The sequence below is a fragment of the Microcystis sp. M53598_WE2 genome, from assembly GCF_030067735.1.
Taxonomy (GTDB): Bacteria; Cyanobacteriota; Cyanobacteriia; order Cyanobacteriales; family Microcystaceae; genus Microcystis; species Microcystis aeruginosa.
The window spans coordinates 1-11,706 of record NZ_JASJFE010000327.1; the positions used below are offsets into that span (position 1 = coordinate 1).

Here is an 11,706-nt window from a genome sequence, read left to right on the forward strand (position 1 = left end):
AGAAGCAGTCAAGACTCAGTAGGAGACTGGCGAAATTCAATATAGGGGAACTCGCTTTCTCTGAGGGATTCCTCAATTAAAATTGCGCTGGTTTCACTAGGGGTTTTTCCTAATCGGCGGGCCAACTGTTTAAGTCGTTCCGCTGTGCGATCGGGGAGTCGGGTACTAATAACTTGAGACATAAATTTTTCAACCTTAAATTTTAAATCATCGATTTAGAGATATTATATGCCAATTGGCACAAGAGGAAGAGGAGGTCATTCTATATTTCCCAATACTTCATTAGAATTAGAAAATTCAACTTCAATTTAGATCATTCCTCTCAATAGCGCCATATCAGTTTTTTCCACTGATAACTGTTCACTGTTCACTGTATGAAGGATTTAGCAGTCGAGTGAACCCTGCTTGTTCAAAATGCCGATCTGATGTAAAGGCTAATGTAATTACTTCTTGCTGCATAATGACAAAGCTAATACAATCAGTTAGCCCCCAATCTTTATCAAGACGCTGACTATAAAGTTTCCAACCCTCATCGAAAAGAGATTTATTGAGCGGTATAATCTGTAAACCAATTAGATTGTTGAGGTGATTAATAAATCTAATTGTTTGAGAGCGAATTTTCGGCGAAACCAGAGCATCAGCCACTTGCAATAAAACAAAATCTGTTGTTATAAGCTGACATTTCTGTTGTTGAAGATTCGCCTTAACACGCTTGGCTTGTTCATGAAAAACATCATCAACATTAATTAAGGCAATCCAGGCTGCCGTATCAACAAAAACCTTCCTCACGATTCTAGCTCTCGCTTGGGTAGCCCGTGAATGTAATGATCGTGCTGATAGGACAAATCGGAAGTTCCTGTATTCATCTGGCACTCTTCTAAGATTTGGTCAAACTCGTCCCAAAAATCATACTCTGGGGATCTGGATTCAAGCTGCTTTATGAGCATTGCGGCAATCTTATTTTGCTCTGATTCGGGGAGTTGTTTGACTTGAGCGATCGCCTCTTCTAATAGCTTTGTCATATCCTTGGAATTGTATAAAACCCTAATAACGATTATCTCATCATCTCGTTCCCAGGTTCTACCTGAAGAATAGTTTAAGGCAGCTCCTTAAATATTGTCTGTCAAGGCAGAGCCTTGGCACAAGCGAAAGGCATACAAGCAAGCATTTTCGGTTATTGAGGATTTTTTCTTTTTGCGGGTTTTTGTTTGCTGGTAGGGAGTAGGGGAGCGGTTAATTTTTCATAGAGTTCAAAGAGGTATTCAATACGGTTTAATTCACTGGTAAAGGGTTGGGGACGATAACACAAATCAACGGCTTTGTCAAGTTTTTGGTGAGCTTTGAGCAAGTCGGGAGGCATGGTTAAAGGATCGTATAAATCCGCAAGGCTACTATCAGGATATTTTGACCTTGTATCTAGCACAGCTTGAGCGCAGGTTTCGACGGTTTGTTTTTGTTTGTCGGTGATATTTTCTGGAAAGGGGTAGTTATTATAAACAATATCTTTTGAGTAACGATAATCACTTTTTAATCGTCCGCAAACATATTTAACCCATGCCATGTGCATTTCTGAAGTAAGAATACCAAATAAATATAAATCGCCGTTCGGAATAGACTGACAAGTATCACTGACGATATTATCAGCCGTAAAAAAGCCAATGGGAATGTATTTTCTATTTTCTGACGTAGTTCTAGGTACAAGAATATAGTCTGATTTGGGTTGTGTGATTTGTCGAAATAAACAATGATAAGAATAGTTTCGAGTTGAAGCTGCAATACTTTTTGATCTGAATTGCTTCACGGCTTCCACACGCTCCAAAATTTCAGGTATATTCTTTAGTTCATCGGGTTTAATATCGAGTAGCCACAAACACCATTTTTTGCCACCATTTAAAAATTCTCTAGCACTAATAAAAGGTTTGATAAATTTAATCACCAAAGGATTTTTTAAGACAAGAGTATTTTTTTCTTCTTCAGATAAAATAAAATTGCCTCCATCTGTTGGCTTATTGCCATACATCATATTAGGGACATTACAGAGAGGATATTTTCGATTAAAAACCAAAATATTGTTTGCATTGATTAAGTAAGGATTAATATTTTGGGCTTTTATTAAAAGCGGCTCACTGGTTATAGTCTGATAGTCGAATAGATATTTTTCATTAGCTTCAAAACTAGCAAATCCAATAATCACACAATGAACCGCAGCATTACCTTTAGCTTCATTACTCCATTTGAAAGTTCTATGGGCAAAATGAATACTGATATTAAATTCGTTTATTAAAACATTCCATAAGATAGATGATTGTTCCCCTTGAGAAATAGAATTAGTCGCCACTAATCCCACCTTGATTTTTGTGCTTTGAATAAATTGAGCAGATTTATAAAACCATGCTGATACATAATCCATAACCCCTGATCCAATAATTTTATCAAGAACTAGCTTTAAGTCTTCTTTTTGATCAAAATTTTGGTAATGATGCCCCACAAAAGGAGGATTTCCTAAAATAAAATTGAGCTTCTCTTTTGAGATAACTTCCTCCCAATCAATCCGCAAGGCATTTCCATTAACAATCTTTGCCGATTTCTTTAATGGTAAACGCACAAAATACTGACCAAAAGTATTACTAACTTTAATATTCATCTGATGATCAATTAACCACATCGCCACCTCCGCCACCCTCACCGCAAACTCATCGTATTCAATACCAGCAAACTGATTAACATCTACCTGAATAATGGTACTAATATCTGTTACTAACTGCCCCGTTTTATCTAACTCCTGTAATACCAAAATCTCTAAATCGCGTAACTCTCGATAGGTAATAATTAAAAAATTGCCGCAACCACAGGCAGGATCAAGAAAATATAAATTAGCAATCTTTTTGTGAAATTCTAGTAATTTATTGCGATTGCCTTTAATCTTCTCAAATTCTCTGTGTAAATCATCTAAAAATAATGGTTTAATCACCTTTTGAATATTTTTCTCGGAGGTATAGTGCGCCCCTAAATTGCGTCGCTCTTTTGGATTCATTACCGCTTGAAACATAGAACCAAAAATAGCCGGGGAAATTTTTCCCCAATCAAAAGCACAAGCTTCTAATAACATGACTCGCATCTTGCTATCAAAAGCCGCTAAAGGTAACGACTCCTCGAATAACTTGCCATTTATGTAGGGAAATTGAGTTAAATTCTCATCGAGATTTTTTAATCTTTTGTCTCCTGGTGTATTCAAAACCTGAAAAATATAAGCAATGTGCATCGCCAAATCACTGCCATCTTCTTTGGTATGTAGATCGATATATTCCCAGAAAATCCCCTTATTAAAAATACCCGTATCATCGGCAAATAAACAAAATAATAAACGCACTAGATAAACTTCCAAATCATGCCCGATATAACCAATTTCTTTGAGGCAATCATGAAGTTTTCCCATTAACTCGGCCGCTTGAATATTGACGGGATCTTCGTCTTTATAAACTCGCTTTTCGTAACCAGCAATAAAATCAAATAAATGAACATTATCAACAAAATTACTTAATTCAAATTCCCATGGATTGCCCGAATCTAAATCATATAATTTAAACCGTTGAAAATCCGAGACTAAAATATAACGCGGTAACTCATGTTCCTTTAAATTGGGAAAATAATCCTTAGCCTGTTGTGTGGCTTTTTCTAAATCTTTCCCCTTCGATTTATGCTCAACTAAAATCGTTCCTTTCCAGAGTAAATCAATAAAACCCTGTTTATTATCGGCTTTTTTGATCGGTTGCTCAAAACTGGCCACCCTACGCCGTGAAATGCCAAAGACATGAAAAAACTCATTCCAAAAAGATTGAGATTCTGCTTTTTCTGAAGTCTCTCCTTCCCACTCTTTTTGAAAAGCGATGGCGCGATTTTTAATTTCATTCCAACTTAAAGGCATAGTTTTAATTCCTTATCTTTTGCGGGTTTGCTCAAAGATAGTAGAAAATGGTGTAGGGAGCCATAGACAGTCAGCAAGGGATACAGATAGCTTTCATCTTAGGTGATTTTTTGATAAACTACAAGGGAAGCTAGAAATTAGCAACGCCTTGAGAATTGTATTCCCTTAGTTATAGTGTTTTCAAATGAAACGTGGAAAGACACCTGTAGGGGCGCAAGACTTGCGCCCTCATAGCGTCCAAGACTCAAACGTAAACGCTATATCAATGCAGTTATTGACACGAACGAACAACTTATCGCTATGTCCAAGACTCTCTACGAACAAGATTTTCAATTGTGGCTCGCAACAACAATTAATCACCTACAGAAGCGGGAATTTGCTGCGCTGGATACTGATAACTTAATTGAGGAGTTAACCGAGTTGGGAAAATCGGAAAAAAGAACTTTAGAAAGTAATTTGATGATTCTTTTGGCTCACTTGCTCAAATTAAAAGTACAGCACGACGCACCGCCATCAATGAAGGATAGCTGGTATTGTTCTATTATTGAGCATCGCCAGCGCATTGAGAAAAACTTACGCAATACGCCTTCCCTCAAATCCTATCTAGAAACTGCTATCCAGGAAGCCTATCTAGATGCTCGTCAAGTGGCAATTAAGGAAGGGAAACTTGCTCAATTTGGTGTTCCCATTCCCTCAGAAAATGATTATCCTCAAATTTGTCCTTTCTCCCAAGAGCAAATCTTAGATGAGAACTTCTATGGCAATTGACCCAGTTTGCCGAATAAGTAAGGCTCTGAGCGCAATCTTTCTCGCTTCTACCAAATCAGCATCAAGTTTATCCCTCCCTACCGCTCAACGAGTCCGGATAGGGAATCTCTGGGATATTCGTGGAAATAATCTTGATTAAGGTCTCTGGTCTTGATTTTGGGGATAACTGGGGAATAGATCTCTAGGGAAATCCTCGGCACTTAAACAGGTTTGTAAAGCTTGGGAGGGGTTATTTTTGTCCACATCACGACTGACAGCGATAACGCACTCGGAAAAGCGCCCGGGTAATAAACTTTGACGACAGGAATCTAAAACCTGTTTAGAAATCCCTAATTTATCAGGTTCCTTGGCTGTTTCCGTTTGTTTGAGGGAATTAGTGGCAAATAAGGGGGCAGCGCGATGGATATCGACCACACAATTACCTAGGTCAATAGGACGACGCACTTGAAAACAAGCTTGCAGAGCCAGATTACCATCGATCGGGGTTTTGGATTTAATCATCACCACACACCGGGATAATTCTTTAGGAATTAATGCTTCTGAACAAGCGGTGGCGGCATCTTCGGGACTGACTCCCGTGCGGACAATCTGACTGATACAGGCACTAAATTGATTATTGTTGCCAAATGCGATCGCTGTTCGGTTCATTTCTACTAAGCCAAGGGAAATAGTAGCGATCGCACTCCAACTAGCAATTTTTTTAATATGGTTTTTCATTGTTTGCTCACACCCAAGATTTTAAGGCTAACTCGCCCTGATCTTAACAGATTCACGGAGAACAGGGAACACAGAGATGGGGACAGGGGAGATGGGGGAGATGGGGGAATGGGGTAGGGTTGATTCATGAATCAACCCTACCTTGAATCAACCCTAGGGAGATGGGGGGATAGGGAATGGGGAAATTCAACTAATATCCCAAAACCCTAACACCCTAACACCCTAACACCCCAAAACCCAAGGGACAAAATTAGTATTCTGGTACAGTGGAATCGACTTCGCGACTCCAGGCGCTGATACCACCTTTGACGTTAATTCCTTCGATACCTGCCTCTTTGAGGATAGCGAGGGCTTTAGCGGAACGTCCCCCCATCTTACAATGGGCGATAAGACGATAACCGTTGACTAATTCCTTAATTTTGGGAATTGCCGCACCATTTTCGATATCGGGTAAGGGAATTAACACCGAGTTGGGGATATTAGCGATTTGGTACTCGTTGGGATTACGCACATCGATGAGAATGTAATCATTGGCATTGCTGTCAATTAGTGCTTTTAACTCTACTACGGTCATTTCTGTCATTTTTTTCTGTTCTGCTGCTTCTTGTGCTTTCGCTTGCGGGATACCGCAGAATTGTTCGTAATCAATTAATTTTTCAATGACGGGACGGATGGGATTCGGGCGCAATTTTAACTCACGGAATTTCATTTCCCAAGCATTGTAAAGCAGTAAACGACCACTGAGGGTATCCGGAGCGCCGAGGATAATTTTAATGGCTTCTGTGGCTTGAATTGTGCCGATTACCCCGGGTAAAACTCCTAAAACGCCGCCTTCCGCACAGGAGGGAACCATCCCCGGTGGTGGCGGTTCGGGATAGAGATCGCGGTAGTTGGGACCGCCTTGGTAGTTAAAAACGGTTGCTTGTCCTTCAAAGCGGAAAATTGAGCCGTAGACGTTGGGTTTGTCGAGAAGAACACAAGCATCATTAGTCAGATAACGGGTGGGGAAATTATCCGTCCCGTCGATGACTACATCATAGGGGGCTAAAATGTCAAGGGCATTTTCGGAACTTATGCGGGTTTCGTACAAATCCACCTGACAGTAGGGGTTAATTTCTAGAATTCTGTCCTTAGCGGAAACAATTTTCGGTTTGCCTACCCAAGAAGTGCCGTGAATAATTTGACGTTGCAGATTGGAACTATCGACGATATCAAAGTCAACAATACCGATTCTACCGATGCCAGCCGCCGCTAGATAGAGTAAAAGCGGGGAACCGAGTCCCCCAGTGCCGATGCAGAGAACACTGGCGGCTTTTAGTTTTTTTTGACCTTCTAAGCCCACTTCGGGCAGAATAATGTGTCGAGAGTAGCGTTGAACCTCCTCTTTGGAAAGTTCGATCGCCGCGAGATTAGGATTTAGCATAGATTGGGTAAATAGTGAAACCTCACTCGATTCGGGCAAGAATTTCGTCTCAGCACGGTTTAGAGACAAAAATCAGGAAGACTCGATCGCTTCCTGGATTTTCAATTCTTTCTATGCTTATGATAGTGTGAGGGTCTGGCTCCGTGTTGTTAATATTAGTTAACTTTCCCCTGCCACTTGGGTGCGATATTCACTAGCGGAGAGGGTATCAGCCAAGGCAGTATCGGGATTTTCTACCCGCACTTTTAATAACCAACCCTCCCCGTGGGGATCATCGGCAATTAATTCGGGGGAGTCAATCATCGCTTGATTGCGATCGACTACGGTTCCCGAGACGGGAGGATAAAGATCTTCTACCGCTTTTACCGATTCAATCGTGCCGAAACTACTACCCACTTCCAGTGCCTCTCCCAATTCGGGCAATTCTAGAAACACGATATCACCCAATTGATCGACGGCAAAAGCACTAATTCCCAAGGTAGCGATTTCACCTTCGAGTCTGACGTATTCGTGGGTTTCTAGGTATCTCAAATCCTCGGGATATTCCAGTTCCATCGTCTGTCTCTAAATATTTACAGCATCAGATAGTTTACTAGATCTCTTGGGGAAAATGTTGATTGGGTGGGGCTGTTTTATTGCCGATCGCTGCCTAGGGTTTGGTGAAAAAGTTTTTCCTGGTGGCAGGGTGTGGGGTGTGGGGTGTGGGGTGTAGGGTTTTACCGATTTTGAGGAGGTCAATTACCTAATTTTCAGGGAAAAAGTCCCTAAAATTTTCCCCCCATCACTCCAATGGTCGGCACTTTTTGAGGGAAAAAAAGTCTGAAAACCTTATCCAACCAAGTTTTTAGATTTATTCAGCCAACCCTACCTAGACAAAATTAATTACGCCGATCGAACCCTGATTAAACAGCTAAAATTGGTTTAGATCGATCGGGGAACACCGGAACACTGGAACAGTAAGGGTTAGCTGCTTTTTTAGCTCACTTAACAATACCCAGTTTAAATGCCTCCTAGCTTACTTATGTTAAATTCCATCTTAGAGCCTCGTGGTGGCGAACATCAAACTATAAGAGCCTTTTTTGAGCCAAAAACCATCGCTGTGGTGGGATTTAATCGCCAAAATCCCCAACTCGATCGCACTCTTTTAAATAATCTCCATCATAATCCCGGTCAGCACCGTCTTTATCTAGTTAATCCTCAACCCGAAAACCGGCTCGATCTTCCCACCTATAGCAGTTTAGAGGATATCCAGGCGGCGATCGATCTGGTAATTATCACCGCCCCCGCTCCCGAAATTCCCGCTATTATCGCCCAATCTGTCGAAAAACAGGTTAAATGCGCCCTGATTCTCTCCACGGGTTTTCGGGAAACCGGCCAGATGGGGGAAAATTTACTCAGGGAAATTAAAGCGATCGCTGGTCAAAAATTACGCATCATCGGTCCCCATAGCTCAGGAATCTGCAATATAAGCCAAAATCTTAACGCCACCTTTTCCCCCATCCTGCCGAAAACTGGTTCAATTGCCCTGATTAGTCAAAGTGGGGCGATCGCTGCTGCCGTGCTTGATTGGAGTTTAAGCGAAAATGTCGGTTTTAGTCACTTTATCTCCCTCGGAGTCCTTTTAGATGTGGATTGGGGCGAATTACTCTATTATTTGGGAGACGATCCCCAAACCAAAAGCATCGTTATCTACTTGGAATCCCTGAATAATGCCCGCTCTTTTCTGTCCTCGGCCCGAGAAGTTGCCCTAAATAAACCAATTATCGCCATTAGTCGCCACAGTACCGACTTTGACCCCACCGCTCTTTCCCATGCTGGCAAATTGACCAGCGATCAGCTAACTCTCTCCGCTGCCTTTGCTCGTTGTGGCATCGTGGAAGTACAAAGACTGGCCGATCTCTTGAATATCACGCAAGTTTTAGCGAAAATTCCCCGATTTCCCCGGGGAAAACGCTTGACAATCATCAGCAATGGTGTGGCTCCCGCTCTTTTAGCGGCCTCGGCTTTACTGGCGGAAGATGGACAACTGGCAACCCTTACCCCCGCAACGATCGAAAAACTAGCTCCTCTTGTTCCCGCGGATATTGTCCCCCAAAATCCTATCGATCTGCGTCGCGGCAGCGATCCCGATAGCTACGCTCGCGCCCTAGAGATCGCTTTAGCGGATGCACATACCGACGCGGTGTTGATGATTCTCTCGCCTCGCTTTAACACTGATCTGCGAGAAATCGCCTGTAGAATCGCTTCAATCGCTGAAAATAGCAAAAAACCCATTTTAGCAAGTTTGATGGGGGGAGAGGGCATTGCAGAGGGGGTAGCGTTATTAAATCAGCAGGGTATCCCCACCTATCGCTATCCCGATTCGGCGGCCCGGGTGTTTAATTTGCTCTGGAAATATGAAGAGAATCTGCGCGGTCTTTATCAAACGCCAATTTTAACCAATTCTCAGGAAAATGGCTCCGATCGAGTTTTAGTGAGCCAGATTATCGAGCAAGCAGGGGATAGAACAATTCTCAGTGAGCCAGAGTCTTTAGATATACTCAAAGCTTATGGAATCCCTGTTATTGTCACTAAAATTGCTGAAAGTGCCGCAGAAGCAGTTAATCTCGCTGAATCTCTCGGTTATCCCGTGGTGATGAAACTGCATTCCCAGACGATTATCCATAAAAGCGCGGTGGGTGGGGTACAATTGCCGCTTTTTTCCCCTAGGGCAGTGGTGCAAGCGTATCAAGCGATCGAAGCTAATGTTAGCGCACAAGTGGGTGGGGAGCATTTTCTCGGGGTGAGTATTCAACCGATGTTAGAAATCGATCGAGGATATGAGTTAATTATCGGCTCTAATTACGATGATCAGTGCGGACCGGTGATAATTTTCGGCACTGGTGGCCGTTTAGTCGATATTTTTCAAGATTACGCCACCGCTCTACCTCCTTTAAATACTAATCTCGCGCGCCGACTTTTAGAAAAAACCAAGATTTATCGGGCTTTTAACGGGACAAATGGGCTTAAATCGCTTAATTTAGCGAATTTGGAGCAAATAATCGTGAGATTTAGCCACCTGGTTAGTGAACAACCTCGCATTAAAACTATCGATATTAATCCCTTTTTTGCCGATTCAGAGCAATTAATCGCCCTTTCCGCTTCTATCCTTCTTCATCCTCCAACTACTCCCCCAGAAAAGTTATCTCATCCGGCGATTCGTCCCTATCCCGAACATTATATAGGGCCTTGGAGGACGAAAAGAGGATTAAAGGTGCTAATTCGTCCAATTCGGGCAGCGGATGAGCCTTTAGTGCGACAATTTCACCATTATCTCTCGGAAGAAACCATTTATTATCGTTATTTTCATCTTGTCAATCTCGATCGCCAAACCGCTTATGATCGTCTTACGCGCATTTGTTTTATCGACTACGATCGAGTAATGAGCTTAGTGGTAGAGATTAATAAAGATCAGACGGAAGAGCGAGAAATTATCGCTATAGGACGCTTAAATAAACTGCACGGCGTTAATGTGGCGGAATTTGACCTATTAGTTAGGGATGACTATCAAGGTCAAGGAATTGGTACAGAATTACTACAGCGTTTAGTCACTATTGGCAAAAAGGAAGGATTAGAGGGAATCGAAGGGGAAATTTTAAGGGATAATCGCGCTATGCAGATGATAGCCGCTAAAGTGGGGTTTTCTCTCTATAAAACTGCCGATTTTGTCAAAGCGGAACTTGAATTATGAAGTCTTTTTGACAAGCTGATCACTAATTTTCTGGCTGAATTGTTCGAGCTAATCCTTGCTCTAAAGTAAAGGGAGGTTGCCAATCCAAAGTTTTTTGAATATAGCTAGAGTCAACGGCAAGAGAACCAAGCAAGCGATCGATATTATAGCTGTTAAAAGGGAGGTTTTTCCCTGTTATAGATTCTACCCTATCACCCAGAGAACCTAAGAATCTAAGTAAGGTAGTGGGGACGGGCAGCAATCGACAGGGTTGTTGAATTTGTTGAGCAATGAGTCGAATTAATTGGGGAGTAGAAACAGCTTGGTTATCGCTAATTAAAAAGATTTGATTAGCGGCATTAGGATGATCTAAACAGGTAATAATGGCAGCAACTAAGTTACCCACAAAGACAAAACTACGACGATTTTTGATCGCACCAAAAGGTAAAGGTAATCCCCGTTTAATTAGTTTCATCAAGCGCTCCATATTACCCAGATTACCCAATCCGTAAACTAGAGTAGGACGAAGGATCGTCCAAGTCATGTCACTATCTTTTGCTAGTTGAATTAAAGCTTGTTCTGCTTGCAATTTACTACGACCATAGGGACTATCAGGGTGACAGGGAGAATTTTCGTTAAGAATATCATCACTTTCGGCAGCCATAGCATGAATAGAACTGACAAAAATAAAGTGCTTAACTCCCGCTTTTAGCGACTGCTTAACTAGGTTAATAGTCCCCTTAGTGTTAACTTTTATAAATGCTGCTTCTGGATTGGATATAGTCTCATGAAGGATATGAGCGCGTCCTGCTAGATGAATAACGGTATCAATGCCTAGCAATGCTTCTTGCCAATCGGTTATATCATCAATTTCACCCACCTGAATAGCCTTAATTGACAGGGTTGCGGGAAACTCAAATTTCTGGCGAATTGCAGCTGTTATCTGGTAGTTATGTTGGTGTAAAGTTGGCAGTAAGTGGCTGCCAATAAAGCCGGTAGAACCTGTAACTAAAACATTTTTCATTATTAATTATTCAATTAATTTTAGTAAAATTTCCAACCATGTTTATTGAAAAAATACACAGCCGATTGAGCAAAGACTATTGCCAGTTTAGTAGAGTTGTGCGCTCCTCTTGCCCAATGATGATAAATATTGACATGGGG

Annotated in this window: 10 protein-coding genes and 1 pseudogene; 3 read left to right on the forward strand and 8 right to left on the reverse strand. The window is 41.7% G+C overall.

What is annotated here, in order from left to right; all coding sequences use genetic code 11:
• Positions 1–8: 8 nt before the first annotated feature.
• The 4 genes from PX636_RS07095 to PX636_RS07110 all read right to left on the reverse strand — a co-directional run bounded on the left by PX636_RS07095 (position 9) and on the right by PX636_RS07110 (position 3,925).
• Entirely contained in the window at positions 9–182 is a 174-nt protein-coding gene (locus tag PX636_RS07095; RefSeq protein WP_288116590.1) for a hypothetical protein, read from the reverse strand.
• Between the two features lie 178 nt (positions 183–360).
• On the reverse strand, positions 361–789 hold the full coding sequence (locus PX636_RS07100) for a type II toxin-antitoxin system VapC family toxin (RefSeq protein ID WP_002798064.1): 429 nt from the start codon (positions 787–789) through the stop codon (positions 361–363).
• Complete coding sequence (locus tag PX636_RS07105; protein ID WP_012266189.1) at positions 786–1,022, reverse strand: hypothetical protein; 237 nt, start codon at positions 1,020–1,022, stop codon at positions 786–788. The genes PX636_RS07100 and PX636_RS07105 overlap by 4 nt, the downstream gene beginning before the upstream one ends.
• 152 nt (positions 1,023–1,174) lie before the next feature.
• Positions 1,175–3,925 carry a DNA methyltransferase gene (locus PX636_RS07110; RefSeq protein ID WP_288116591.1) on the reverse strand — a complete coding sequence of 917 codons (2,751 nt, stop codon included), beginning with the start codon at positions 3,923–3,925 and terminating at the stop codon, positions 1,175–1,177.
• A 300-nt stretch (positions 3,926–4,225) separates the two neighbouring features.
• On the opposite strand from PX636_RS07110, the gene PX636_RS07115 reads away from it, so the two are divergent.
• Positions 4,226–4,693, forward strand: a complete 468-nt coding sequence (locus PX636_RS07115) for a DUF29 domain-containing protein (RefSeq protein WP_002798067.1) — start codon at positions 4,226–4,228, stop codon at positions 4,691–4,693.
• Between the two features lie 135 nt (positions 4,694–4,828).
• On the opposite strand, the gene PX636_RS07120 is transcribed toward PX636_RS07115, so the two are convergent.
• The 3 genes from PX636_RS07120 to gcvH form a co-directional block, all read right to left on the reverse strand.
• Entirely contained in the window at positions 4,829–5,410 is a 582-nt protein-coding gene (locus tag PX636_RS07120) for a hypothetical protein (RefSeq protein ID WP_288116592.1), read from the reverse strand.
• A gap of 250 nt (positions 5,411–5,660) precedes the next feature.
• On the reverse strand, positions 5,661–6,833 hold the full coding sequence (moeB, locus tag PX636_RS07125; protein WP_002798071.1) for a molybdopterin-synthase adenylyltransferase MoeB: 1,173 nt from the start codon (positions 6,831–6,833) through the stop codon (positions 5,661–5,663).
• Between the two features lie 159 nt (positions 6,834–6,992).
• The gene (gcvH, locus tag PX636_RS07130; protein ID WP_002773620.1) at positions 6,993–7,388 is read right to left on the reverse strand and encodes a glycine cleavage system protein GcvH; all 396 of its coding nucleotides are present in this window, start codon (positions 7,386–7,388) and stop codon (positions 6,993–6,995) included.
• A 55-nt stretch (positions 7,389–7,443) separates the two neighbouring features.
• Between gcvH and PX636_RS07135 the strand changes: the two are divergent.
• Positions 7,444–7,656, forward strand: a pseudogene (locus PX636_RS07135) (hypothetical protein).
• A gap of 198 nt (positions 7,657–7,854) precedes the next feature.
• Entirely contained in the window at positions 7,855–10,563 is a 2,709-nt protein-coding gene (locus tag PX636_RS07140) for a bifunctional acetate--CoA ligase family protein/GNAT family N-acetyltransferase (RefSeq protein ID WP_288116593.1), read from the forward strand.
• A gap of 22 nt (positions 10,564–10,585) precedes the next feature.
• On the opposite strand, the gene PX636_RS07145 is transcribed toward PX636_RS07140, so the two are convergent.
• Positions 10,586–11,566: an NAD-dependent epimerase/dehydratase family protein gene (locus PX636_RS07145; protein WP_288116594.1), complete on the reverse strand. Its 981-nt coding sequence runs from the start codon at positions 11,564–11,566 to the stop codon at positions 10,586–10,588.
• Positions 11,567–11,706: the final 140 nt, after the last annotated feature.